This window comes from Modestobacter altitudinis, assembly GCF_005930475.1.
Taxonomy (GTDB): domain Bacteria; phylum Actinomycetota; class Actinomycetes; order Mycobacteriales; family Geodermatophilaceae; genus Modestobacter; species Modestobacter altitudinis.
The window spans coordinates 48,724-73,942 of record NZ_SJEW01000020.1 but is presented as its reverse complement, the minus strand read 5'-3'; the positions used below and the strand labels follow the sequence as shown (position 1 = coordinate 73,942).

The 25,219-nt window shown below is 72.4% G+C and carries 18 protein-coding genes and 1 tRNA gene; 10 read left to right on the top strand and 9 right to left on the bottom strand.

Translation table 11 applies throughout. From position 1 onward, the window contains the following. The first annotated feature begins 216 nt into the window (after nucleotides 1-216). The 4 genes from gltB to FHL79_RS10040 all read left to right on the top strand — a co-directional run bounded on the left by gltB (nucleotide 217) and on the right by FHL79_RS10040 (nucleotide 8,841). On the top strand, nucleotides 217-4,899 hold the full coding sequence (gene gltB, locus FHL79_RS10055; protein WP_246080586.1) for a glutamate synthase large subunit: 4,683 nt from the start codon (nucleotides 217-219) through the stop codon (nucleotides 4,897-4,899). Continuing rightward, nucleotides 4,892-6,379, top strand: a complete 1,488-nt coding sequence (locus FHL79_RS10050) for a glutamate synthase subunit beta (RefSeq protein WP_138758454.1) — start codon at nucleotides 4,892-4,894, stop codon at nucleotides 6,377-6,379. The genes gltB and FHL79_RS10050 overlap by 8 nt, the downstream gene beginning before the upstream one ends. A gap of 165 nt (nucleotides 6,380-6,544) precedes the next feature. Next, entirely contained in the window at nucleotides 6,545-7,960 is a 1,416-nt protein-coding gene (pyk, locus tag FHL79_RS10045; protein ID WP_138758453.1) for a pyruvate kinase, read from the top strand. Beyond that, a complete protein-coding gene (locus tag FHL79_RS10040) occupies nucleotides 7,957-8,841 on the top strand; it encodes an acyl-CoA thioesterase (RefSeq protein ID WP_138758452.1) in 885 nt (294 codons plus the stop codon). Before pyk ends, FHL79_RS10040 begins: the two co-directional genes overlap by 4 nt. Before the next feature lie 83 nt (nucleotides 8,842-8,924). Here FHL79_RS10040 and FHL79_RS10035 read toward each other — a convergent pair whose 3' ends face one another. After that, on the bottom strand, nucleotides 8,925-10,619 hold the full coding sequence (locus FHL79_RS10035; RefSeq protein WP_246080584.1) for an aminotransferase class V-fold PLP-dependent enzyme: 1,695 nt from the start codon (nucleotides 10,617-10,619) through the stop codon (nucleotides 8,925-8,927). A gap of 280 nt (nucleotides 10,620-10,899) precedes the next feature. Beyond that, nucleotides 10,900-10,973, bottom strand: a tRNA-Leu gene (locus FHL79_RS10030). Between the two features lie 68 nt (nucleotides 10,974-11,041). Here FHL79_RS10030 and FHL79_RS10025 point away from each other — a divergent pair. From FHL79_RS10025 to FHL79_RS10010, 4 genes are all read left to right on the top strand, one after another. Further along, complete coding sequence (locus tag FHL79_RS10025; protein ID WP_138758451.1) at nucleotides 11,042-11,659, top strand: ANTAR domain-containing response regulator; 618 nt, start codon at nucleotides 11,042-11,044, stop codon at nucleotides 11,657-11,659. A gap of 232 nt (nucleotides 11,660-11,891) precedes the next feature. Continuing rightward, a complete protein-coding gene (locus FHL79_RS10020) occupies nucleotides 11,892-13,232 on the top strand; it encodes an ABC transporter substrate-binding protein (RefSeq protein WP_138758450.1) in 1,341 nt (446 codons plus the stop codon). Between the two features lie 123 nt (nucleotides 13,233-13,355). Continuing rightward, complete coding sequence (locus tag FHL79_RS10015; protein ID WP_138758449.1) at nucleotides 13,356-13,685, top strand: hypothetical protein; 330 nt, start codon at nucleotides 13,356-13,358, stop codon at nucleotides 13,683-13,685. After that, nucleotides 13,682-14,107, top strand: a complete 426-nt coding sequence (locus tag FHL79_RS10010; RefSeq protein WP_138758448.1) for a DUF1772 domain-containing protein — start codon at nucleotides 13,682-13,684, stop codon at nucleotides 14,105-14,107. Before FHL79_RS10015 ends, FHL79_RS10010 begins: the two co-directional genes overlap by 4 nt. A 111-nt stretch (nucleotides 14,108-14,218) precedes the next feature. Here the strand turns inward: FHL79_RS10010 and FHL79_RS10005 are convergent, their stop codons facing one another. From FHL79_RS10005 to FHL79_RS09990, 4 genes are read right to left on the bottom strand one after another with little or no spacing between them, the layout of a single operon-like run. After that, the gene (locus FHL79_RS10005) at nucleotides 14,219-15,070 is read right to left on the bottom strand and encodes an ABC transporter ATP-binding protein (RefSeq protein WP_218938411.1); all 852 of its coding nucleotides are present in this window, start codon (nucleotides 15,068-15,070) and stop codon (nucleotides 14,219-14,221) included. Further along, nucleotides 15,067-16,098 (bottom strand): ABC transporter ATP-binding protein, encoded by a 1,032-nt coding sequence (locus FHL79_RS10000; protein ID WP_138758447.1) that lies wholly within the window; start codon nucleotides 16,096-16,098, stop codon nucleotides 15,067-15,069. The genes FHL79_RS10005 and FHL79_RS10000 overlap by 4 nt, the downstream gene beginning before the upstream one ends. Continuing rightward, nucleotides 16,088-17,086: a branched-chain amino acid ABC transporter permease gene (locus FHL79_RS09995; RefSeq protein ID WP_138758446.1), complete on the bottom strand. Its 999-nt coding sequence runs from the start codon at nucleotides 17,084-17,086 to the stop codon at nucleotides 16,088-16,090. Before FHL79_RS09995 ends, FHL79_RS10000 begins: the two co-directional genes overlap by 11 nt. A gap of 4 nt (nucleotides 17,087-17,090) precedes the next feature. Beyond that, nucleotides 17,091-18,401, bottom strand: coding sequence for a branched-chain amino acid ABC transporter permease (locus FHL79_RS09990; protein ID WP_246080582.1), 1,311 nt, complete (start codon nucleotides 18,399-18,401; stop codon nucleotides 17,091-17,093). A 255-nt stretch (nucleotides 18,402-18,656) separates the two neighbouring features. Here FHL79_RS09990 and FHL79_RS09985 point away from each other — a divergent pair, with 255 nt between their 5' ends. Beyond that, nucleotides 18,657-19,298, top strand: coding sequence for a GNAT family N-acetyltransferase (locus tag FHL79_RS09985; protein WP_171058099.1), 642 nt, complete (start codon nucleotides 18,657-18,659; stop codon nucleotides 19,296-19,298). 8 nt (nucleotides 19,299-19,306) lie between these two features. Here the strand turns inward: FHL79_RS09985 and FHL79_RS09980 are convergent, their stop codons facing one another. Next, a complete protein-coding gene (locus tag FHL79_RS09980; RefSeq protein ID WP_138758444.1) occupies nucleotides 19,307-19,729 on the bottom strand; it encodes a PaaI family thioesterase in 423 nt (140 codons plus the stop codon). A gap of 80 nt (nucleotides 19,730-19,809) precedes the next feature. On the opposite strand from FHL79_RS09980, the gene polA reads away from it, so the two are divergent. Then, nucleotides 19,810-22,551, top strand: a complete 2,742-nt coding sequence (gene polA, locus FHL79_RS09975) for a DNA polymerase I (RefSeq protein ID WP_138758443.1) — start codon at nucleotides 19,810-19,812, stop codon at nucleotides 22,549-22,551. Between the two features lie 194 nt (nucleotides 22,552-22,745). Here polA and FHL79_RS09970 read toward each other — a convergent pair whose 3' ends face one another. After that, nucleotides 22,746-23,588, bottom strand: coding sequence for an IclR family transcriptional regulator domain-containing protein (locus tag FHL79_RS09970; protein WP_138758442.1), 843 nt, complete (start codon nucleotides 23,586-23,588; stop codon nucleotides 22,746-22,748). Nucleotides 23,589-23,722: 134 nt separating this feature from the next. Continuing rightward, nucleotides 23,723-25,213, bottom strand: a complete 1,491-nt coding sequence (locus FHL79_RS09965; RefSeq protein ID WP_138758441.1) for an amidohydrolase family protein — start codon at nucleotides 25,211-25,213, stop codon at nucleotides 23,723-23,725. Between the last annotated feature and the right edge of the window lie 6 nt (nucleotides 25,214-25,219).

Here is a 25,219-nt window from a genome sequence, read left to right as displayed (position 1 = left end):
GGACCGGTTCGGACCACCCGAGTCCCGCCGGCCGATGTCCCACCCGTCGGACCGTCCCGGTCCCGAGACCGCCCGCCACGCTCACCGGAGCACCGCCCACCCGCACTGACCACCCGGCGGGGTCGCGTGACCCCCCGCACCAGCGCCTCCCCTCCCGGTTCCCCTCTCGCGGGTCCCGGGGGAGGACCGCCGCGGCCAGCCGACGACGGGAGTGACATGACCGACCTCGCCGCCCCCACCCGGCTCCAGCCGGAGGGCCAGCCGTTCTCCACGGCCCCGGGCACCGTTGTGCCGTTCTCGGCTCTCCCGGCCGCCGCCGGTCTGTACGACCCGGCGCGGGAGCACGACGCCTGCGGTGTCGCCTTCGTCGCCGACGCCCGCGGCCGCCGTTCGCGGTCGATCGTCACCGCCGGGCTCACCGCGCTGCACAACCTCGACCACCGGGGCGCCGCCGGCTCCGAGCCGAACTCCGGTGACGGCGCGGGGATCCTGACCCAGGTCCCCGACGCGCTGCTGCGGGAGTGCGTCGACTTCGACCTGCCGCCGCTGGGCGAGTACGCCGTCGGCATCGCGTTCCTGCCGGCCGACGAGGCCGAGCGGACCCAGGTGGTCGAGGCCGTGGCCGGGCTGGCCGCCGAGGAGGGGCTGGCGGTCCTGGGCTGGCGCGAGCTGCCCGTGGACCCCGACGGTGCCGACCTCGGCCCGACGGCGCGGGCGGTCATGCCGCACTTCGCCCAGCTGTTCGTCGCCGAGACCACCGGAGCCCGTGCCGACTCCGCCTTCGGCGGCACCGTCGCCCCGCACGGGGTCACCCGGCTGGAGCGCCGGGCCTTCGTGCTGCGCAAGCGGGTGGAGCGCGCGGCCCGGGACGCCGGCACCAGCTGCTACATCGCCTCGCTGTCCTCCCGCATGATCACCTACAAGGGCATGCTGACCACCGACCAGCTGCCGGCGTTCTTCCCCGACCTGCGCGACGAGCGCTACGAGTCGGCCATCGCCCTCGTCCACAGCCGGTTCTCCACGAACACCTTCCCCAGCTGGCCGCTGGCCCACCCGTTCCGCTTCATCGCGCACAACGGCGAGATCAACACCATCAAGGGCAACCGGAACCGGATGCGCGCCCGCGAGGCGAAGCTGGAGACCGGGCTGTTCGACGGCCCCGCCGGTCCGGCCAGCGAGCTCGGGCTGGAGCGGATCTTCCCGGTCACCGCCAGCGACTTCAGCGACTCCGCCACCTTCGACGAGGTGCTCGAGCTGCTGCACCTGTCCGGCCGCTCGTTGCCGCACGCGGTGCTGATGATGATCCCGGAGGCGTGGGAGAACCACGACGAGATGGACCCGGCCCGCCGGGCCTTCTACCGGTTCCACGCCTCGATCATCGAGGCCTGGGACGGCCCGGCCTGCGTGGCCTTCACCGACGGCAGCCTGATCGGCGCCGTGCTGGACCGCAACGGCCTGCGCCCGGGCCGCTGGTGGCGCACCAAGGACGACCTGGTGGTGCTGGCCAGCGAGGCCGGCGTGCTGGACATCCCGGCCGGTGACGTGGTGGCCAAGGGCCGGCTGCAGCCAGGCCGGATGTTCCTCGTCGACACCGCCGCGGGGCGGATCGTCTCCGACGAGGAGGTCAAGGGGGCGCTGGCTGCCGCCGCGCCCTACGACGACTGGCTGCACGCCGGGCAGGTGCACCTGCCGCAGCTCCCCGAGCGCCGGCGCTCCCGGCCCAGCCACGAGTCCGTCGTCCGCCGTCAGCAGCTGTTCGGGTACACCGAGGAGGAGCTCCGGGTCCTGGTCCAGCCGATGGCGGCCAGCGGCACCGAGCCGATCGGCTCGATGGGCACCGACACCCCGATCGCCTCGCTGTCGGACCGCTCGCGGCAGCTCTACGACTACTTCAGCCAGCTGTTCGCCCAGGTGACCAACCCGCCGCTGGACGCCATCCGCGAGGAGCTGGTGACCAGCCTGGGCCGCACCTTCGGGCCCGAGCAGAACCTGCTCCAGGCCACCCCGGCGTCCTGCCGGCAGGTCTTCCTGCCCTACCCGGTCATCGACAACGACGAGCTGGCCAAGATCCTGCACATCGACGACGACGGCGACCTGCCCGGGTTCGCCGCCGTCCGGGTCACCGGTCACTTCGACGTCACCGGCGGCGGTCCGGCGCTGGCCCAGGCGATCACCGACCTGCGCACCAAGGTGAGCAAGGCGATCGCGGCCGGCGCGCGGGTCATCGTGCTGTCCGACCGGGACTGCGACGAGAAGCGTGCGCCGATCCCGTCGCTGCTGATGACCGCCGCCGTCCACCACCACCTGGTGCGCGAGCGCACCCGGATGCAGGTGGGCCTGGTCGTGGAGTCCGGCGACTGCCGGGAGGTGCACCACGTCGCGCTGCTGCTCGGCTACGGGGCCGCCGCGGTGAACCCCTACCTCGCCTTCGAGAGCGTCGAGGACCTGATCCGCACCGGCACGCTCACCGGTGTCCAGCCGGCCCAGGCCGTCCGCAACGTGGTCAAGGCCATGGGCAAGGGCGTGCTGAAGGTGATGAGCAAGATGGGCATCAGCACCGTCGGCTCGTACACGATGGCGCAGATCTTCGAGACCGTCGGGCTGAGCAAGGCCGTCGTCGACGAGTACTTCACCGGGACGTCGGCCACCCTCGACGGCGTCGGCCTGGACGTGCTCGCCGAGGAGGTGGCCATGCGCCACCGCCGCGCCTACCCGCGCAACGCCACCGAGACCGCGCACCGGCGGCTGGAGACCGGCGGGGAGTACCAGTGGCGCCGCGAGGGCGAGGTGCACCTGTTCAACCCCGAGACGGTGTTCCTGCTCCAGCACGCCACCCGGTCCCGGCAGTACGACGTCTTCCAGCGCTACACCGACACCGTCGACGGGCTGTCCGCCGAGGCGGCGACGCTGCGCGGGCTGTTCGGGCTGAAGGCCGACCGGCCGGCCGTGCCGATCGACGAGGTGGAGCCGGCCAGCGAGATCGTCAAGCGCTTCCAGACCGGGGCGATGAGCTACGGCTCCATCTCCGCGGAGGCGCACGAGACCCTGGCGATCGCGATGAACCGGCTGGGTGGGCGGTCCAACACCGGGGAGGGCGGCGAGGACCCCGACCGGTTCACCCCCGACCCCAACGGCGACCTGCGCCGCTCGTCGATCAAGCAGGTGGCCAGCGGCCGGTTCGGCGTGACGAGCGAGTACCTGGTCAACGCCGACGACATCCAGATCAAGATGGCCCAGGGCGCCAAGCCCGGCGAGGGCGGTCAGCTCCCGGGCAGCAAGGTCTACCCGTGGGTGGCCCGCACCCGGCACTCGACGCCCGGGGTCGGCCTGATCAGCCCGCCGCCGCACCACGACATCTACTCGATCGAGGACCTCAAGCAGCTCATCCACGATCTGAAGAACGCCAACGACCAGGCGCGGGTGCACGTCAAGCTGGTGTCCGAGTCCGGCATCGGCACGGTCGCGGCCGGGGTCAGCAAGGCCAAGGCCGACGTCGTCCTGGTGTCCGGCTTCGACGGCGGCACCGGCGCGGCGCCGCTCACCTCGCTCAAGCACGCCGGCACCCCGTGGGAGATCGGCCTGGCCGAGACCCAGCAGACGCTGCTGGCCAACGGGCTGCGCGACCGCATCGTGGTGCAGGTCGACGGGCAGATGAAGACCGGTCGCGACGTGGTCGTGGCCGCGCTGCTGGGCGCGGAGGAGTTCGGCTTCGCCACCGCACCGCTGGTCGTCGAGGGCTGCGTGATGATGCGCGTCTGCCACCTGGACACCTGCCCGGTCGGCGTCGCGACGCAGAACCCGGAGCTGCGGAAGCGGTTCACCGGCAAGCCCGAGTTCGTCGTCACGTTCTTTGAGTTCATCGCCCAGCAGGTGCGCGAGATCCTGGCGCAGCTCGGCTTCCGCTCGATCGACGAGGCCGTCGGGCACGCCGAGGTCCTCGACGTGCAGCCCGCGGTCGACCACTGGAAGGCCGCCGGGCTCGACCTCTCCCCGGTGCTCGCCGTGCCGGAGCTGCCCGAGGGCACCCCGCGGCGCCGGGTCCGGGACCAGGACCACGGGCTGGACGTGGCGCTGGACCAGACGCTCATCCAGCTCTGCGAGGGCGCCCTGCTCGACGCCCGACCGGTGCGCCTGGAGCTGCCGGTGCGCAACGTCAACCGCACCGTCGGCACGATGCTCGGTTCGATGGTGACCCGCCGCTTCGGCGGCGAGGGGCTGCCCGACGGGACGATCGAGCTGACCTTCACCGGGTCGGCCGGGCAGTCCTTCGGCGCCTTCCTGCCCCGGGGGATCACGATGACCCTGGTCGGGGACGCCAACGACTACGTGGGCAAGGGCCTGTCCGGCGGGCGCGTCGTCGTCCGCCCGGCGGCCGAGGCCAGCTTCGCCGCCGAGGACAACGTCATCGCCGGCAACGTCATCGGCTACGGCGCGACCGGCGGGGAGCTGTTCCTGCGCGGCCGGGTGGGCGAGCGCTTCTGCGTGCGCAACTCCGGTGCGCTGGCCGTCGTCGAGGGGGTGGGCGACCACGCGCTGGAGTACATGACCGGCGGGACGGCGGTCGTCCTGGGCGGCACCGGCCGGAACATCGCCGCCGGCATGTCCGGCGGCGTCGGCTACGTGCTCGACCTGGCCCGGCACCGGGTCAACGGCGAGATGGTCGACATCGAGGCGTTGGACGGCGAGTCCGCGCAGTGGCTCCGGGACGTCCTGGAGCGCTACCGCGCGGCCACCGACTCGGCCGTGGCGACCAGCCTGCTGGCCGACTGGGGCCGCTGGTCGGGGCGGTTCAGCGTGATCATGCCGCGCGACTACCGGCGGGCGACGGAGGCCCGGCGGGCCGCCGAGGCCGCGGGGTACGACGTGGACCGAGCTGTCATGGAGGCGGCACGTGGTTGACAGCACCGGGTTCCTGAAGTTCGACCGGCAGATGCCGCCACGGCGGCCGGTGGAGCTGCGCCTGCTGGACTGGAAGGAGGTGTACCTGACCCGCGAGACGGGTGAGGACGCCGTCTTCCCGGTGCAGGCCGTCCGCGAGCAGGCGGCGCGCTGCATGGACTGCGGCATCCCGTTCTGCCACCACGGCTGCCCGCTGGGCAACCTGATCCCGGAGTGGAACGACCTCGCCCGCCGGGACGACTGGCAGGAGGCGATCGAGCGGCTGCACGCCACCAACAACTTCCCGGAGTTCACCGGGAAGCTGTGCCCGGCGCCGTGCGAGTCCGCCTGCGTGCTCAACCTGGAGAACGCTCCGGTCACGATCAAGCAGATCGAGTGGGAGATCATCGACCAGGCGTTCATCAACGGCTGGGTGACCCCGCAGCCGCCGGCGGAGCTGACCGGGCGGAAGGTCGCCGTCATCGGCTCCGGCCCGGCCGGGCTGGCCGCCGCGCAGCAGCTCACCCGCGCCGGGCACGAGGTGACCGTCTACGAGCGGGACGACCGGGTCGGCGGCCTGCTCCGCTACGGCATCCCCGAGTTCAAGATGGAGAAGCGCCACCTGGACCGGCGGCTGGACCAGATGCGCGCCGAGGGCACCCGCTTCGTGACCGACGCCGACGTCGGCGGGACGGGCGAGGGCGCGGTGACCACCGAGGCGCTGCGCGCGGAGTACGACGCCGTCGTGCTGGCGATCGGGACGCCGGTGGCCCGCGACCTGCCGCTGCCGGGCCGGGACCTGGACGGCGTCCACTTCGCGATGGAGTACCTGCCGTTCGGCAACCGCGAGGCGCTCGGCGAGCTCGACGACCCGCCGCTGTCGGCCGAGGGCAAGCACGTGGTGATCATCGGCGGCGGCGACACCGGCGCGGACTGCCTGGGCACCGCCCACCGCCAGGGTGCGGCGTCGGTCGCCCAGCTGGACTACAAGCCGGCGCCGACCGGCACCCGCCCCCAGGACAACCCGTGGCCGACCTACGAGATGATCCTGCGCGTCTCGCCGGCCCACGAGGAGGGCGGCGAGCGGCTGTTCGCCGTCAACACCGAGGCGTTCCTCGGGGACCCCGAGGGCCGGGTGCGGGCCATCGAGGTCGTCGAGATCGAGGTGGTCGACGGCACGCGGCAGCCCAAGCCGGGCAGCACCCGCGAGCTCCCCGCCGACCTGGTGCTGCTGGCGCTGGGCTACACCGGCCCGCAGACCACCGGCCTGGTCGAGGAGCTCGGCTGCGGCGTCGACGAGCGCGGCCGGGTCTCCCGGGACGCCGAGTACATGTCCAGCGTCCCCGGGGTGTTCGTCGCCGGGGACATGGGCCGCGGCCAGTCGCTCATCGTCTGGGCGATCGCCGAGGGGCGCGCCGCGGCCGGGGCGGTCGACAACTGGCTGACCGGCAACTCGATGCTGCCCCGTCCGGTCACCCCGGACGCCGTCCCGCTTCGCTGAACGAGGACCCCGTCCTCCTCACCCCTCGCAGGCTCGGGGCGAGCCTCGGGACGGGGCCGGGGGCCGTTCCAGCACGTCAGGACGTCTGAAACGACTGCCGCCCCTCGGGAGGACACAGCGGACCCGGTCCGCTGCGGCTCCCCGAGGGGCGGCTACTTTTGCCCCATGTCTCGTCGCGCGAAGATCGTCTGCACACTGGGTCCGGCCACGGGGTCCCTGGAGCAGATCACCGCCCTCGTCGAGGCCGGCATGGACGTCGCCCGCCTCAACTTCAGCCACGGCAAGCACGAGGACCACGAGCGGGCCTACCGGCTGGTCCGGGAGGCCACCGACAAGGTCGGCCGTGCCGTCGCCGTCCTCGCCGACCTGCAGGGCCCGAAGATCCGGCTGGGCACGTTCGCCGACGGCCCGGTGGTGTGGGAGACCGGCAGCCGGGTCTGCATCACCGTGGAGGACGTCGAGGGCACCGCCGAGCGGGTCTCCACCACCTACAAGGACCTCGCCAACGACGCGCGCGTCGGGGACCGGCTGCTGGTCGACGACGGCAAGCTGGCGCTCACCGTCGTGGACGTCTCCGGGCCGGACGTCTTCTGCCTGGTGCTCGAGGGCGGCCCGGTCTCCAACAACAAGGGCCTGTCCCTGCCGGGTGTCGCGGTCAGCGTCCCGGCGATGTCGGAGAAGGACACGGAGGACCTGCGCTTCGCCCTCTCCCTCGGGGTGGACTTCGTGGCGCTGTCCTTCGTCCGGCACGCCCGTGACGTCGAGCTGGTGCGCGAGGTCATGCGCCAGGAGGACGTCGAGGTACCGGTGATCGCCAAGCTGGAGAAGCCGGAGGCGGTGGAGAACCTCGAGGCGATCGTCAACGCCTTCGACGGCATCATGGTGGCCCGCGGTGACCTGGGCGTGGAGCTGCCCCTGGAGCAGGTGCCGCTGGTGCAGAAGCGGGCCGTGCAGGCCGCGCGCGAGCGCAACAAGCCGGTCATCGTGGCCACCCAGATGCTCGAGTCGATGATCGAGAACTCCCGGCCCACCCGCGCCGAGGCCTCCGACGTCGCCAACGCCGTGCTCGACGGTGCCGATGCGGTGATGCTGTCCGGGGAGACCTCGGTCGGCAAGTTCCCGATCGTCGCGGTGCGCACGATGGACAAGATCATCGCCGCGGTCGAGACTGAGCAGGTGATGGTGCCCGACCTGGTGAAGCAGGTGAAGCACCGTTCCGTGGCCATCGTCCGGGCGGCGAAGGAGATCGGCGAGACCCTCGACGTCCAGGCGCTGGCCGCGTTCACCTCCACCGGGCGGACGCCGCAGCGGCTGGCGGCGCTGCACACCCGGTTGCCGATCCTGGCCTTCACCACCGACCCGCGGGTCCGCAGCCGGCTGGCGCTGTCCTGGGGCGTCGAGACCTTCCTGGTCCCCGAGGTCACCCACACCGACGACATGGTCGGGCAGGTGGACTTCTCGCTGCTGTCCATCGGCCGGCTGCACGAGGGCGACAACGTGGTGATCGTGGCGGGCAGCCCGCCGAACACCGCCGGGTCGACCAACCTCGTCCGGGTGCACGAGGTGGGGACGGAGGCGTGAGCCCGTCCTCGGGACCGGCAGCGTCGCCGGCCGCGGAGCTGCTGCAGGTCCTCGACCTCGAGGAGCGCGGGCCCGACCTCTACGTCGGGACCACGCCGTCCTCACCGCTGCAGCGCATCTTCGGTGGGCAGGTCGCCGCCCAGGCGTTGACGGCGGCGCAGGCGACCGTGGCCGCGGGACGCCCGGTGCACTCGCTGCACTCGTACTTCCTGCGGCCGGGCGACCCGCACGAGGAGATCCGCTACGAGGTCGACCGCATCCGCGAGGGCCGGACGTTCAGCACCCGGCGGGTGGTCGCCCGGCAGACCCGCGACGGCGAGGACGTCGCGATCTTCGCGCTCACGGCGGACTTCACCGCGGGGGAGCGGGCGCTGGTCGAGCACTCGCTGCCGATGCCCGACGTCCCCGGTCCCGAGGGCCTCCCCGGGCTGGCCGAGGTCACGGCCGCCCACCCCGGCCGGGCCGATGCCTCCAACGCGATCTCCCGTGCCGTCGAGCAGCGCTACCTGTCCGACCCCTACGACCCGGAGCCGCGGCTGCCGCCGGACACCGCGTTCCGGGTCTGGTTCCGGGTCACCGGGCGGCTCCCGGACGGCGAGGCGGTGCACGCAGCGGCCCTGACGTTCGTCAGCGACCTCACCCTGCTGTCGGCCGGGCTGGCCCGCATCGGCGGCGGCTGGGGCGGCTCCACGGTGGGGGCCAGCCTGGACCACGCCGTGTGGTTCCACCGGCCGGTGCGCGCCGACGAGTGGTTCCTCTACGAGACCGACAGCCCGGCGGCCGCCAGCGGGCGCGCGCTCTGCTTCGGGCAGATCTGGGCGGCGGACGGCACGCACGTGGCCACCGTCGTCCAGGAGGGCCTGCTCCGCTCGCTCGGCTGAGCCTCCCGCCGCGTGGCCGCAGCGACCGTGCATCTGTCGGGGTCTCCAGGGCCACGGGACCCCGACGGCTGCACGGTCGGTGGTCACTCCGCCGTCGGCTGGGCCTCCAGGTCGGTCTGGGCGGCCGCCTGCGTGGCGCTCTCGTCGCCGCTGGCGGGTGCCTCGACGACGGGGACCTCGACCGCGGGGACCTGGAGCTGCTCGGGCTCGGCGGCGTCGGCCGCTGCCTGCTCCGCTGCCGCCTCGGCCTCCCGGCGGGCGCGGAGCTGCTCCTCGGCAGCCTCCCGCTCGCGGAGCTCGGCCGCCCGGCGCTCGGCCGCCTGCTCCTCGAAGTCCCGCGCCAGCCAGTCGTGCGCCTCGCCCAGCAGTGCCCAGACCCGCTGCACGTGCTCCCGGGTGGTCGCCGGGGCACCGATGGCCACCCGCAGCACCGCGGCGCCGTCGACGGTGGTGTGGGTCAGGAAGACCTCGCCGCCGTCGTTGAGCCGGTCGAGCAGGGTCATGGTGGCGACGTCGGCGTCGATCCCGGCGGCCCACCGGGGCCGCAGGCAGACCAGCGAGAACGGGTGCGGGCTGGGAACGTCGAACCGCTCGTCGGCCTCCGCCCAGCCGGCCAGCTCCTGGGCCAGGGCGACGTGGCTGCGGACGTGCTCGCGGAGGCCCTCCGCGCCGTACCAGCGGACGACGAACCACAGCTTCAGGGCACGGAACCGGCGGCCCAGCTCGATCTGCCAGTCGCGGTAGTCGACCACCGCGCCGGTGTCGGTGGCGGCGTTGCGCAGGTACTCCGGCAGGATCGACAGGGCGCCGGTGAGGGCGGCCCGGTCGGCGACCCAGAACAGCGTCGCGTCGAAGCCGGTGAGCAGCCACTTGTGCGCATCGGTCGTGTAGCTGTCGGCCCACTCGACGCCGGCCTGCAGCGCCCGCAGCTCGGGGGCCACGGCGCTGACCCCGGCGTAGGCGGCGTCCACGTGCAGCCACACGCCGAAGCGCTGGCAGATCGGGCCGAGCTCGGCCAGCGGGTCGATCGCGGTGGTGGACGTCGTCCCGACCGTCGCGCACACCAGCACCGGGACGAAGCCGCGGGCGACGTCCCGCTCCAGCCGCTGGGCCAGTGCGCGCGGGCTCATCGCCAGGTCGCCGTCGACCTCGACGATCCGGATGGCGTCGGTGCCCAGCCCGGCGATGCGGGCCGCCTTCTCCATCGAGCTGTGCGTCTCGGCGGAGACGTAGACGGTGTGGTCCTCGGGCCGGACGCCGTGCCGCAGGGTCGCGCCCTTGCTGGCCCGGTGCAGGGCGGCCAGCAGCGCTACCAGGTTGGCGCCGGAGCTGGAGTCCTGGACGACCCCGCCGCCGCTGCCGGTGGAGCGGAAGGACTCGGGCAGGCCCATCAGGTCGGCGAACCAGTCCATGACGTGCTGCTCGAGCTCGGTGGCGGCCGGGCTGGTCACCCAGGACATGCCCTGCACGCCGAGGCCGGCGGACACCAGGTCGCCGAGCACGGAGGGGCCGGAGGTGTTGGCCGGGAAGTAGCCGAAGAAGCCGGGGTGCTGCCAGTGGGTGACGCCGGGCAGCACGACCCGGTCCAGGTCGGCCAGGACGGCGGCGAACGGCTCGCCCTGCTCGGGCGCGGTCGGCGGCAGCGAGGCGCGGACGTCACCGGGGGAGAGCTGCGAGCGGACCGGGAAGTCGCCGATGCGCGTCCAGTAGTCGGCGATCCAGTCCACGACCTCGTGGCCGTGCTGGCGGAACTGCTCAGGGGTCATGTGGCCGGTCACGGAGCCACCGTATTGACTGCGCCGTCCTGTTGCGGGCGCGGGGGAGGGCAGGCGACCGCGCTGGGTGAGCAGTGTCGTGAGGAGTGGGGCCCGGAGGGTCCCGCGACCGAGCGACGAAGCGGCTCAGCACACCTCGGGGACGGCAATTGGTGGCGGTGGACTGTCCTGTCGTGGCGAGTGAGGCCCGGAGGGTCTCGCGCAGCCGCGACGAAGCGGCTCAGCGGCGGCCGGGTACCGCTCCTGGCCGCGGTGCGGTCCGTCAGGATCGCCATCTGCTCAGTGCCCCCGGTGCGACTCGAACGCACACTGCGCGGGTTTTGAATCCGCTCCCTCTGCCGATTGGGGTACGGGGGCCAGCTCAACCGGATGACCATGAGCCTATCCGGCGGCCGGTGGCCGGCTGCGGTCGCTAGGCTCACCCCGTGAGCAGCGAGCCGACCCGTGTCCTCATCGCCGAGGACGAGGCACTCATCCGCCTCGACCTCAAGGAGATGCTGGAGGAGGAGGGATACGTCGTCGTCGCCGAGGTCGGCGACGGGCAGGCGGCCGTCGACCAGGCCCGGCAACTCCGCCCCGACCTCGTGATCGTCGACGTGCAGATGCCCGTCCTCGACGGGATCGCCGCGGCGGAGCAGATCGCGGCGGCCCGGATCGCCCCGGTCATCGTGCTGACCGCCTTCAGCCAGCGGGAGCTGGTGGAGCGGGCCCGCGACGCCGGTGCCATGGCCTACCTTGTCAAGCCGTTCTCCAAGAACGACCTGGTCCCGGCGATCGAGGTCGCCGTCGGCCGGTTCCAGGAGATGCACGCCCTGGACGCCGAGGTCACCGACCTCAAGGAGCGGCTCGAGGCCCGCAAGGTCGTCGAGCAGGCCAAGGGCCGGCTGATGGCCGACCGCGGCATGACCGAGGCCGAGGCCTTCCGCTGGATCCAGCGGACGGCGATGAACGAGCGCACCTCGATGAAGGCGCTGGCCCAGGCGATCCTGACCACGGAGACGGCGGACGAGGCCACACCGGCGGGTGGGCCCGCCGGGTCCTGACCCAGCGCTGGAGGACTCCACGGCGCGTCACACGGTCGGTTGCGGCCGTGTGACGCGCCGTTGGTCCATGTGGCGGGTGCGCGTCGACGAGGTCACAACCCCATCACGGTGCGTTCGAGGGCGGCTCCGGGCGCTCAGGTGGCGGTTAGGTTCTCGGCACTGATCGGCAGCCCGACAGGCGATGCAGCCTGCCGAGCAGCACCGAGATCCACACATCCCTGGGAGTTCCTTGATGCGCACAGGCACCATCGCCCGCGCGACCGCCCTCTCCGGTGCCGCCCTGCTCGCCCTGACCGCCTGTGGTGGCAGCGACGACAGCGGTGACAGCGGCAGCGACGACGGCGGCAGCTCGAGCAGCGAGAAGCAGGTCAACGTCTACGGCACCGACGGCAACATGGGCAACGCGCTCGGCGAGGACTTCACCGAGACCGGTGCCCTGGCGGGGATGAAGGGCACCCTGCCGCTGACGGAGCTCTCCGGCGACTTCAAGGACCGGCTGCTCCAGTTGAACCCCCAGCTGGTCGACTACAACTACGCCGGTGAGTCCTACGACGCCACCATGCTCATCGCGCTGGCGGCGCAGGCGGCCGGCAACACGCAGGCGACGGCCTTCGGACCGTACGTCAACGCCCTGACCGTGACCGGCGAGAAGTGCTCGGACTTCGCGGCGTGCCTGGCGATCATCCAGGCCGGCGGCGACGTGGACTACGACGGCTTCTCCGGCCCGCTCAGCTTCACCGACGCCGGCGAGCCCGCGCAGGCCAGCTTCGGCCTGCAGCAGTTCGGCACCGACAACAAGATCGACGACTCGAAGACGCAGTTCGTCATCGCCGGTGACGAGGCCAACGCCACCCAGAACGCCGGCCCCGCCCCGGTCGCCAACCCGCCGGCCAGCGCAACCCCGCTGACCATCGGCACCCTGCTGCCCGAGACCGGCAACCTCGCCTTCCTCGGCCCGCCGGAGGTCGCCGGCGTCCAGCTGGCGATCAACGACATCAACGCCGCCGGTGGCGTGCTCGGCAAGCCGATCACCCTGGTGACCGGTGACTCGGGCGACGCGTCGACCGACACCGCCACCCAGACCGTCGACCGCCTGCTGCAGTCCGGTGTCAACGCGATCATCGGTGCGGCGTCCTCGGGCGTCAGCCTGACCGTGATCGACACGATCACCCAGGCCGGCGTCATGCAGATCTCGCCGGCCAACACGTCGGACCAGTTCACGACGTACAACGACCAGAACCTGTACTTCCGCACCGCGCCGCCGGACCTGCTGCAGGCCCGCGCGCTGGCCGACCTGATCGGCGCTGACGGCAACAACACCGTCGGCATCCTCGCCACCAACGACCCCTACGGCACCGGGCTGGCGGAGAACACCAAGAACAACCTGATCTCCGACGGTCTGCCGGAGGACTCGATCCAGAGCGTCATCTACGACCCGCAGGCGGCGAACTACGACGCCGAGGTGCAGCAGATGACCGAGTTCAGCCCCGACGCGATCATCGTCATCGGGTTCGAGGAGTCCTCGCGGATCATCCAGGGCCTCAACACGAACGGTGTCGGCCCCCAGCGCTGATCTCCTGATTGGCATGTGACACCCCGCTCCAGGCTGCGGCCCGGCACCCCACCAGGGTGCTGGGCCGCAGTGCTGTCCGGGGCACGGGGAGCGAGGTCTGCGCGGGCACCGCAGACTCGTCCGGTGGCCGACCGCGCGCGACAGCTGTCCCGCTACCGCGAGCTGGTGCTCGACGAGCTGCCCCGGCGGGCCCGCGTCGAGCGGTGGGTGGTCACGGCCGACCACTGCTTCGGCCGGATCGTCCTCGACCACGCCGTCCAGGGTCGCTGGTACGACGTCCTGGACCGCCGCCGGTCCCCGGCCTTCGCCCAGCTCGACGACGACCAGCTCGATGCCGCGGTGGCCCTGGCCGAGCGGATCGCGGCGGAGGGCGACCCGCTGCTGCAGCAGCTCGACGCGCAGAGCCTCGCCTGGCGTGGGAAGCGGGCCGGCCGTCGGGCGCGCCCCGCGTGAGCGCGGTGGCGGTGGCGCACCTGCTGCTCGTGGGGGGCTACGCGGGCTTCCAGTGGACCGTGCGGGCGCTGGTGTACCCGCAGTTCGCCGCGGTGCCGCACGGCTCGTTCGCCGAGTACGAGAGCAGCCACTCGCGGCGGATCGCCCGGGTGGTCGGACCGTTGTTCGCCGGCCAGCTGGGGACCACCGGCTGGTTGCTGGCGGGGCGGCCGGCGGGCGTCGTGGTGCCCGCACTGGTCGCCAGCGCCGTGTGCCTGGCGGTGGTGCTGGCGGTGACCGGGCTGGTCGCGGTACCGCAGCACCGGGTGCTGGGCGCCGGCTTCGACCGGGCGGCGTACGCGCGGCTGCTGCGCGCCGACGACGTGCGGGTGGCCGCGGCCACCGTGAACGTCGTGGTGAGCGCCTGGGCCGTGCTGGGCTGACCCCCGGGACGACGGACGGCGCCGTCCCACCAGGGGAGCGGCGCCGTCCCGGCCTCGGTGCAGGGCCCCGGGCCGAGCGTGCGCGGTCCGGGGGGCACCGAGGTCCTTCGTCTACTGGGCCTTGGCCAGCGTGCCCAGGTAGAGCTCGATCACCTTGGGGTCGTGCATCAGCGACTCGCCGGTGTCGGTGTAGGCGTTGCGCCCCTGGTCCAGCACGTACCCGCGGTCGCAGATCTGCAGGCACCGGCGGGCGTTCTGCTCGACCATGATGATCGAGACCCCGGTGGCGTTGATCCGGCGGCAGCGGATGAACACCTCGTCCTGCAGGGCGGGGGAGAGACCGGCGGAGGGCTCGTCGAGGAGCAGCACCGACGGGTCCATCATCAGCGCCCGGCCCATCGCCACCATCTGGCGCTCGCCCCCGGAGAGGGCGCCGGCCTTGCCCTTGCGCCGCTCACCGAGCAGCGGGAAGAGGTCGATGACGTAGTCGAAGCGCTCCTTGAACGTCTTCGGCCGCAGGTATACGCCCATCTGCATGTTCTCCTCGATGGTGAGGGAGGGGAACACGTTGTTGTTCTGCGGCACGTAGCCGACCCCGAGCTGCACGAGCTTGTGCGCCGGTGCCGACGTGATCGACTCCCCCCGCAGCGTCACGCCACCCGACCGCACCGGGATCAGGCCGAACAGCGCCTTGAGCAGCGTGGACTTGCCGGCGCCGTTGGGGCCGATGATGCCGACCAGCTCGCCGTCCTGCAGGTAGAAGTCACACCCCCGCAGGATGTTGACGCCGGGCACGTACCCCGCGACCAGCTCGTCGGCGCGCACCAGCGCCCCCTCGGCGAGCTTGACGTGCTCCTCCCGGGTGGCTGCCTTCTCCGCGGGGGAGAGCTCGGCACCGGTGACGGTCTGGGCCCGGGTCAGGTCCTCACCGGTCTCGTCGACCTCGAACAACGGTTCGCTCATCGGGTGCTCCCGTCGCTGCTGATCTCGTCGGTGCCGGGCCGGCCCGATGACCGCCCGTCCTCCCGGCCGAGCGAGGCGTCGACCTCGGCCAGGACGCGGTCCTCCTCCTCGACGGTCAGCGGCGCGTCGTGGTGGGCGCCGAGGTAGGCGTCGACGACGGCCTTGTTCTGGCTGATCGACTCCGGCGGGCCCTCGGCGATGATCTTGCCGGCGGCCATGACCACGACCCAGTCGCTGATGTCGCGGACGACGTCCATGTCGTGCTCGACGAAGATGACCGTCATCCCCTCCTCGCGGAGGTCCTTGACGTGCCCGAGCAGGCTCTGGGTGAGCGCCGGGTTCACCCCGGCCATCGGCTCGTCGAGCATGACGACCTTCGGGTCGCTCATCAGCGCGCGGGCCATCTCCAGCAGCTTGCGTTGACCACCGGACAGGATGCCGGCGAAGTCGTCCTTCTTCGCGTCGAGCTTGAACCGCCGGAGCAGGTCCATGGCCCGCTCGGTGTTCTCCCTCTCCTGCGAGCGCCATCCGCCGGGCACCAGGGCCCGCAGGAAGCTCTCGCCGCGCTGGTTCTGTGCGCCGAGCAGCATGTTCTGCAGCACGGTGAGCCGGGACAGCGCCTTGGTGAGCTGGAAGGTCCGGACGACGCCGAGCCGGGCCACCTGGTGCGGGGAGAGCTTGCCCAGGTCACGGCCGTCGAAGGACCAGGTGCCGGTGTTGGGCTGGTCGAACCCGGTGAGCAGGTTGAACAGCGTGGTCTTGCCGGCACCGTTGGGGCCGATCAGCCCGGTGATGCCACCCCGCTGCACCTCCAGGTGGTCGACGGACACCGCGGTCAGACCACCGAAGGACCGGGTGACCTTGTCGACCACGATCGCCGGGTCCGGCTTGGCCACCCCGACCTCCCAGGGGAGGTCCTTGAGGGCCGCCTGGGCGAGCCGCTGGGGTACCCGCCCCGCGGACTCCGCCGCCGGGTTCTCGTCGGGTCGGGCAGCGTGCGCGCCGTGGGCCGTGGGCTCAGCGGGCATCGAGCATCACCTCTCGTCGGTCACCGAAGATGCCCTGGGGACGGAACACCAGCAACAGCATGAGCCCGATCCCGACCAGGACGAAGCGGATCTGCGCCACGTCGGTGGAGGAGAGCAACGTGTCGGGGATGACGCCGTTGGAGATCAGCGCCCGCAGGCCGGTGTCGGCGAACTGCAGGATGAACAGCAGCAGCATGGACCCGATGACCGGGCCCAGCACCCGGGCCGCGCCACCGAGGATCAGGGCCGCGTAGGCCAGGAAGGTGTTGGCGTTCTGGTACTGGTCGGGGATCGCCGACCCGGTGCCGATGGCGTAGACCATGCCGCCGAAGGAACCGATCACACCGCCGAGCACCAGCGCCTGCATCTTGTAGGAGTAGACGTTCTTGCCCAGCGCCCGGACGGCGTCCTCGTCCTCCCGGATGGCCTTGACCACGCGCCCCCAGGGGCTGCGCATGAGCTGCCAGACCAGCAGGCTGAACGCCGTCACGACCAGCCACCCGACGAGGGCGACCCACAGCTCGCCGCCGCTCCACGAGGTGCCCAGGATGTTGTAGCGGCGGGCGGTGTCCCACGGGGCGAGGGCGATGAAGTCGGTGTTGAAGGCCGACAGGCCCCGGGTGCCCCCGGTGACCGGCGTGGCCGACACGGACCGGAAGAGCAGTCTCAGCCCCTCCGCCGTGGCGATGGTGACGATCGCCAGGTAGTCCGCCCGCAGCCGCAGGGTGGGCAGCCCCAGCAGCAGGGCGAGCACGACGGCCGCCGCGATGCCGACCAGCACGCCGACCCAGAAGTTCAGGCCCCACTGGCTGACCGAGATGGCGATGCCGAAGCCCCCGAGCATGGCGAAGGCGATCTGCCCGAAGTTGAGCAGCCCGGTGTACCCGAAGTGCACGTTGATGCCGATGGCGAGCAGGGCGAAGAAGATCGCCTGGAAGCCGAAGAACGCCTTGCCGGCGACCTGGAACGCGTCGATGAGGTCCGACATCGGGTCAGCCGATCCGGGCCCGGCTGCCCAGGATGCCCTGGGGCCTGAGAACGAGGATGACGATCAACAGGAGCAGGCCTCCGACGTACTTCACGTCACTGGGGATGACGAGGGTGGACATCTGCACGAACACACCGACGATGAGGGAGCCGATCAGGGCGCCGTAGGCCGTGCCGAGCCCGCCCAGGGTGACCCCGGCGAACATGAGCAGCAGCAGACGGAAGCCCATGTCCCACTGGACCTGGTCGGACAGGCCGAGCAGCACACCGCCGAGGGTGGCCAGCGCACCGCCCATCATCCAGACGACGAGGATGACGCGGTCGACGTCGATCCCCGAGGAGGCGGCCAGGTCGCGGTTGTCGGACACCGCGCGCATCGCCTTGCCGATCTTGGTGCGCTGCAGCATCAGCGCGACCAGCACCAGCACGACCACCGAGATGATGATCGAGGCCAACGACCGGTTGGTCATGGTGAAGACGCCGTAGTCGACGGCCCGCTGGCTCTGGTAGTCGGCGTAGGGGTTGGAGAAGCCGCCGTAGACGATCTGCACGGCGTAGCGCAGCACCATCGACAGGCCGATCGAGACCACCAGGGCGGCGACCAGGCCGGTGCCGCGGCGGCGCAGCGGCCGCCACACAGCTCGTTCGTTGAGGATGCCGACACCCGCGCCGGCGATCATCGCGATGACCGTGGCCGGGATCAGCGGGATCCCGCCGCGGACGTTGATGTACCAGGCGATGACCGCGCCGATGGTGACCAGCTCACCGTGCGCGAAGTTGGTCAGCCCGGTGGTGCCGAAGATCAGCGAGAGGCCGACCGCGCAGACCGCGATCAGCAGGCCGAACCGGATGCCGTCGACCAGCAGCTGGACGGCCTCGACGGAGCCGCCGCCGGCGTTCGAGCTGCCGTCGACGAGGCCGAAGTTCACCGGCTGGGACCGCCCGGTGTCGACCGTGACGTCGCGGCTCGCACCGCCGGTGCCGAGTGCGACGCCGTCGGGCAACGCGTCCTCGTCGAGGCTGATGGTGTAGGTCCCGGCCGCGGGCAGGTCGATGGCGAAGCGGCCGTCCTCGTCGGTCTCGACCGACGCGACCTCCTCGCCGGTCGCGGTCTCGACGGTCACCTCGACGCCCTCGATGGGGCCGCTGCGGCTGGTCTGCAGGGTGCCGACGAGTCGTTCGCCCTGGGCGCTGGCGATCCCGGGGACGAGCGTGGCCAGTGCCATGGCGAACGCGGCGACGAGCAACGCGAGGACCAGCGGCCGCCGTCCGGAGCGCCACCGCTCCGCGCGTCCGCCGGTCGTCGCTGGCGCCACCGGTACCTCTCCGGTGGAGCTGCGTCCACCGTGCCCTCGGGCGCGGTGCTGCGCGTGCGTCACTCGACCTCCCAGCCGTTGGTTGAGCCGGGACAGTAACCCACCCCTGTTACACACATCGACCTGCTGGGACGCACTGTGACCCTTCTGCGACACGCCGCTGTGACAGCAGCTGCCACGCCCCCTGTCGGCGCGTCACAGGCACTCCTCGTGTGTGATCGGACACTCTCGGTACAAACGTCCGAGGAGGGCCCGGTGCCGGTGCACGAGGATGTCAGCAGCGCAGCTCGGTCCCGGGTGTCGACGCGGACCGCACGTCCCGACGACCTCGCAGCGGTGCTCGGCCTGGTCCGTCAGCACCAGGCCGACGCCGGCTACGAGCGCGTGCTGACCGGTCAGACGCCGGGAGGAGCAGTGGCGGCCGGCTTCCGGCAGCTGCTCGAGGACCCCGGCCACCGGGTGGTGCTGGCCGTCGCGCCAGCCCCGCTCCCGGCCGCGGGTGGTACCGGGGCGATCGGGCTGGCGGTGCTCGGCACCGACCCGCTCCCGGCGGTACTCGGCACACCCCGGGTGACCATCGACTGGTTCGTCGTCCACCGGGACCACCGGCGCCGGGGGACCGGCGTCGCACTGCTGGCGGCGGCGGCCGGCTACGCCGCGGAGACCGGGGCCGACCACGTCGTGGCCGCGGTGACCGGCTCCGACGCCGAACGTCAGCGCTTCTTCTCCCGGATGGGCTTCGCCCCGCTGGCCACCCGCCGGATCGTCGGCCGCGAGCAGCTCACCCGCCGGCTGGCGGCCTGGCAGCGCACCGGCCTGGCCGTCCCGGTGCCGCGGCGACCGGCTCCTCGCCGTCCGGTGCGGCTGCTGACCGACCTCGCGGCCGTCGAGGGCTGACCGGGCCGTCAGGGCTGACGCGGGGTGCGGGCGGGGCGGATCAGGCAGGTCAGCCGGGCGCTGGCTGTCGGTCGGCCGGCCTCGTCGCTGACCTGGATGAGGTAGGTGGCCAGCGTGCGCCCGCGGCGCACCGGGGTGCAGACCGCGGTCACCACGCCGGACCGGGCGGCGCGCAGGTAGCTGGCGTTGAGCTCGATGCCGACGACGTCGCCACCGGGCCCGGCGTGCAGGATGGCCGCCCAGGACCCGATGCTCTCGGCGAGCGCGCACGTCGCGCCGCCGTGCAGCAGGCCGAAGGGCTGCTCGTTGCCGGCCACCGGCATGGTCGCGACGAGGCGGTCCGGGTCGAAGTCGACGATCTGGATGCCGAGCTTGTCGTCGAGGGGGCCCTGGCTCGCCGAGGGCAGCCAGTCCGGACGGGGGGTGGTCACCCGGGCACGGTAACCAGCGCACGCGCTGGGCGGCCGCGCGCCCGCCGGACCGTCGGTGCCCGCACATAGGATCCGTGCCGATGTCCGCACCGGTCAGCACCTCAGCGCCCGCTCCCGCCACCGCGCCCTCCGGCGCCCGTCCGCGGCTGCTGCTGCTCGACGGCCACTCGCTGGCCTACCGCGCCTTCTTCGCGCTGCCCGTGGAGAACTTCTCCACCACCACGGGCCAGCCGACGAACGCCGTCTACGGCTTCACGTCGATGCTGATCAACGTGCTGCGTGACGAGCAGCCCACCCACCTCGCGGTCGCCTTCGACGTGAGCCGGAAGACCTTCCGCAGCGAGATCTACGCCGAGTACAAGGCGAACCGCTCGGAGAGCCCGACGGACTTCCGGGGCCAGGTGAGCCTGGTCCAGGAGGTGCTCGGGGCGCTGCACGTACCGGTGATCACCGCGGAGGGCTTCGAGGCGGACGACGTCATCGCCACGCTCACCGTCCAGGCCGTCGAGCAGGGCATGGACGTGCTCATCTGCACCGGCGACCGGGACGCCCTGCAGCTGGTCAACGACCACGTCACCGTGCTGTACCCGCGCAAGGGCGTCTCCGACCTGACCCGGTTCACCCCGGAGGAGGTCGAGACCAAGTACGGGCTGACCCCCACCCAGTACCCCGACTTCGCCGCGCTGCGCGGCGACCCGAGCGACAACCTGCCCAGCATCCCGAGCGTCGGGGAGAAGACCGCCGCCAAGTGGGTCCGTGAGTACGGCTCGCTGGACGCGCTGGTCGACCAGGTCGACACCGTGAAGGGCAAGGTCGGCGAGAAGCTGCGCGAGCACCTGTCCTCGGTGCTGCAGAACCGCCGGCTGACCGAGCTGGACCGCGCCGTGCCGCTGGAGCTCGGCCCGCAGGACCTCGCCGTCCAGTCCTGGGACCGCAACGAGGTGCACACCCTCTTCGACAACCTGCAGTTCCGGGTCCTCCGGGACCGGCTGTTCGCCACCCTCTCCGCACCGGAACCCGAGGTCGAGGGTGGGTTCGACGTCGCGGTCGACGAGGTCCCGGTCGGCGGGCTGGGCGACTGGCTGGCCGCGCACGCCCGCACCGGCCGCACCGGTCTCGTCTTCCGCGGCAGCTGGGGCCGGGGCGCCGGTGAGCTGACCGGGATCGCGCTGGCGGCGGCCGACGACCACGCCACCTTCGTCGACCTCGGCCCGGGCCTGGACCCCGCCGACGAGCAGGCGCTGGCCGGCTGGCTCGCCGACCCGGCGACGCCGAAGGTCGTGCACGACGTCAAGGGCCCGCTGCTGGCGATCTGGGCGCGGGGCTGGGACCTGGCCGGGGTGGTCAGCGACACCGGCCTCGCCGCGTACCTGGCGACGCCCGGGCAGCGGTCCTTCGACCTGGGCGACCTCGCGGTGCGCTACCTGCGGCGGGAGCTGAAGGACACCGCCGAGCCCGAGGAGCAGCTGACCCTCGACGGGCTCGGACCGAGCGAGGACGACGTCGCCCGCGAGGCCGCCAAGGCCGACGTGCTCAAGGCCGTCGCGGTCAACGACCTCTCCGACGCCCTCGAGCAGGTGCTCGGCCAGAAGGGCGGCGACCACCTGCTCGGCGACATCGAGCTGCCGCTGACCCGGGTGCTCGCCGCGATGGAGCACCGGGGCATCGCCGCGGACCTGGACTTCCTGCACGAGCTGCAGAAGGAGTTCGCCGCGGAGGTGGCCGACGCCGCCCAGGAGGCCTACGCGGTCATCGGCAAGGAGATCAACCTCGGGTCGCCCAAGCAGCTGCAGGCGGTGCTCTTCGACGAGCTGGGGCTGCCCAAGACGAAGAAGAACAAGACCGGTTACACCACCGACGCCGACGCCCTGACCTCGTTGCTGGCCTCGACCGGGCACCCGTTCCTCGAGCACCTGCTGCGGCACCGCGACGTCACCCGGCTGCGCACCGTGATCGACGGCCTGATCCCGATGGTCGACGACGTCGGCCGGGTGCACACCACGTACCAGCAGACGATCGCGGCGACCGGGCGGCTGAGCTCGACCGACCCCAACCTGCAGAACATCCCGATCCGCAGCGCCGAGGGCCGGCGCATCCGGCAGGCCTTCGTGGTCGGTTCCGGCTACGAGTCGCTGATGACGGCCGACTACAGCCAGATCGAGATGCGCATCATGGCGCACCTGTCCGAGGACGCCGGGCTGATCGAGGCCTTCACCTCGGGGGAGGACCTGCACTCCTTCGTCGCCTCGCGGGCCTTCGGCATCCCGATCGAGCAGGTCGACCCGGAGATGCGGCGCCGGATCAAGGCGATGAGCTACGGCCTGGCGTACGGGCTGAGCGCCTACGGGCTGTCCCAGCAGCTGCACATCACGCCGGAGGAGGCGCGGGGGCAGATGCACGCCTACTTCGAGCGCTTCGGTGGCATCCGCGACTACCTCGACGGCGTCGTCGACGACGCGCGGCAGACCGGCTACACCGAGACGACGCTGGGCCGCCGGCGCTACCTGCCCGACCTCACCAGCGACAACCGGCAGCGCCGGGAGATGGCCGAGCGGATGGCGCTGAACGCGCCGATCCAGGGCTCCGCGGCCGACGTCATCAAGGTCGCGATGCTGAACGTGGAGAAGGCGATCACGGCAGAGGGCCTGCGGTCGCGGATGCTGCTGCAGGTGCACGACGAACTCGTGCTCGAGGTCGCCGCCGGGGAGCACGACGTCCTGGAGGCGCTGGTCCGCCGTGAGATGGCCGGTGCGGCGCAGCTGTCGGTGCCGCTGGAGGTCTCGGTCGGCTTCGGTGCCAGCTGGGACGACGCCGCGCACTGAGCTGACTGCGACCCTCCGGGCCGCACCGCGGCCACGTGCCGTCCCCGGTCGCGATGAGCCGCTTGGTCGCGCCTACCCGGGACCCTCCGGGCCCCACTCGGCACGACAGAACCAGGCGCGGTCGTCATCGAGGCCCGAGGTGACCATTACGGACCGGGAGGAGTGGAGCCCGGAGGGTCCCGCGATCGAGCGGCTCAGCTCGCGCCGGGAACGGCACCTGGCCGCGGTGCGGCCCGGAGGGTCGCCGTGCGCACAGGTCTCGACTGCCACAGCGCCCACTCGGCGCTGATGTCGCCTGCGGTGCGCAGCAGCTGCGGCAGGTGCTCGCCGAGCAGCCGCTCGGTCGAGGTCTCCGCGGCGTGCACCGTCACGTTCATCGCCGCCCGGACCCGGCCCTCGGCGTCCCGCACCGGGACGGCGACCGAGCGGACCCCCGGCGCGAGCTCCTCGTCGGCCAGTGCCCAGCCCCGGGCACGCACCTCGGTCAGCTCCGCGGCCAGCTGCTCGGCGGTGCGCCCGATGTAGGTGGGCAGCCCGGCGCGGCTGGGCTGGGCCAGGGTGTCCGCAAGCTCCTCGGGGGACAGCGCGGCCAGCAGGACCTTGCCCTGGGAGGTCTGCACGGCGGGGAACCGGGTGCCGATCTCCACCCGCAGGGTGATCAGCTTCGGCACCGCCACCCGGGCGACGTAGACGATGTCCGAGCCGTCGAGCTGGGCCATCGAGGAGGACTCCCCGGTCCAGGCGACCAGTGCCTCCAGGTGCGGCCGGGCGATGTCCCACAGCCCGAGGGCGCCGACGTAGGCCATGCCCAGGGTGAGCACCTTCGGGGTCAGCTGGAAGGCCCCGCCGGAGCTGCGCACGAAGCCCAGCTCCTCCAGCGTGAGCAGCAGGCGGCGGGCCGTCGGCCGGGCCAGCCCGGCCGCAGCCGCCACCTCCGACAAGGTCATCGCCGGGCGGCCGGCGTCGAAGCAGGCCAGCACGTCGAGGCCGCGCGCCAGCGCCTCCACGAAGTCCGGTCCCGTCCCGCGTCCTGCCATCGTCCCGTTGCTCCTGTCGTCGTCCGCCGATCGAGGATGACACGGACGAACCGGTCGTCCGCCCCGCCCGGCACCCTGTCCTGCCCCGCCCGGGGTGACGCACCGGGCGGGCCAGGGGCCTGCGTCGCCAGCCGTCAGCCGGCGACGTCCTCGGCGTCGAAGACGCTGCCCCGGGCACCGTGCGTGGTCGCCGACCGGTACTCGGTGTAGGTGTACGGGTTGTCCAGCACCTCCTCGCCGGGGAGCTCGGGGTTCATCCCCTGCGCCCAGATCTCCTCGCCCATCGTCGAGCGCAGGTGCTCCACCGTGGCTTCCAGCGTCCGGCGCACCGCCGGGAGGTCCGCGTCGACGAGCCGGTGCGCGGACTTCACGACCCGGCCGTCGACGAGCACGGTGTGCACGTCGCCGCGCTGCGCCTGGAAGGCGATGTGCCCGTAGGGGTTGAGCAGTGGGAAGGACACCGGGGAGTGGTCGTTCTTGACCAGGACGACGTCCGCCCTCTTGCCCGGCTCCAGGCTGCCGATGTCGTCCCGGCCCAGGGCCCGGGCGCCGCCGCGGGTGGCCCAGTCGACGACCTGTTCGGCGCGCAGGTGCACCTGGGTGACCGTCTGCCCCGCGGCGTGGGCCTCGAGGTGCTCGCGGGACCGGTCGGCGCCCAGCGTGGCGCGCATCGCGGCGAAGAGGTCGCTGCTCCACCACACGCTGGTGTCCATCGACAGCGACACCGGGATGCCGTGCCGGCGCACCTGCCAGGTGGGCGGGTAGCCCTGGCCGGCGCTCTGCTCGGACTCGGTGGACACCGAGACCGAGCCGCCGGTCGCCGCGATCCGGTGGTAGGAGTCCGTGCTCAGGGTGGCGGCGTGCACGTACACCGTCTCGGGGGCCATGAAGCCGTGCTCGTGCATGAGCCGGATGCCTTCGTCGTTCGTCGCGCCCCAGACGCCGGCGTGCGTGGTCACCGGCAGGCCCATCTCCCGGGCCACCTCGAACGCGGCCTTCTCCGGGAACGCCGGGTCGCCGGTCACGTCGAAGGCCAGCTGCAGACCCAGCCGGCCCTCGTCCTGCCGGCGTCGCAGGAACGACTGCACGGCCGGGTCGGCCGTCCACTCCCACGGTCCCGCCTGGATGTTGCCGTAGGCGAGCACGAACCGGCCGGGGACGGCGAGCAGGGCGTCGGCGGCGGCCTCGGCGTGGTCGACGCTCTGCAGCCCGTGCGACCAGTCGACCGTGGTGGTGACCCCGGCCTCGAGGGCGTCCCACGCGGAGAGGAGGTTGCCCGCGTGCACGTCCTCCGGGCGGAAGGACCGGCCGTGCTCGAGGTAGTACCAGACGAAGTACTGGGTGAGCGTCCAGTCGGCCCCGTAACCCCGCATCGCCGTCTGCCACATGTGCCGGTGGGTGTCGATCATCCCGGGCATCACGATGCCGCCCGACGCGTCGATCTCGGCGGTGCCCTCCGGGACCTCGAGCTGTGGTCCGATGGCAGCGATGCGCCCGTCGACCACGAGCACGTCGGCGCTGGGGAGCACCGTGTGGGCGTCGTCCATGGTCAGGACCGTGCCGCCGCGGAGGACCACGGGCTGGCCGGCCGCCGGGACCGCGACGTCGGCGTCGGGATGGGACATGGACTC

Excerpts from the sequence above, each read along its gene's own strand:
- gltB (WP_246080586.1), top strand. The coding sequence starts at position 217 with ATGACCGACCTCGCCGCCCCCACCCGGCTCCAGCCGGAGGGCCAGCCG.
- pyk (WP_138758453.1), top strand. The coding sequence starts at position 6,545 with ATGTCTCGTCGCGCGAAGATCGTCTGCACACTGGGTCCGGCCACGGGG.
- FHL79_RS09965 (WP_138758441.1), bottom strand. The coding sequence starts at position 25,213 with ATGTCCCATCCCGACGCCGACGTCGCGGTCCCGGCGGCCGGCCAGCCC.
- FHL79_RS10005 (WP_218938411.1), bottom strand. The coding sequence starts at position 15,070 with ATGAGCGAACCGTTGTTCGAGGTCGACGAGACCGGTGAGGACCTGACC.
- FHL79_RS10020 (WP_138758450.1), top strand. The coding sequence starts at position 11,892 with ATGCGCACAGGCACCATCGCCCGCGCGACCGCCCTCTCCGGTGCCGCC.
- FHL79_RS09970 (WP_138758442.1), bottom strand. The coding sequence starts at position 23,588 with ATGGCAGGACGCGGGACGGGACCGGACTTCGTGGAGGCGCTGGCGCGC.
- FHL79_RS10000 (WP_138758447.1), bottom strand. The coding sequence starts at position 16,098 with ATGCCCGCTGAGCCCACGGCCCACGGCGCGCACGCTGCCCGACCCGAC.
- FHL79_RS09995 (WP_138758446.1), bottom strand. The coding sequence starts at position 17,086 with ATGTCGGACCTCATCGACGCGTTCCAGGTCGCCGGCAAGGCGTTCTTC.
- polA (WP_138758443.1), top strand. The coding sequence starts at position 19,810 with ATGTCCGCACCGGTCAGCACCTCAGCGCCCGCTCCCGCCACCGCGCCC.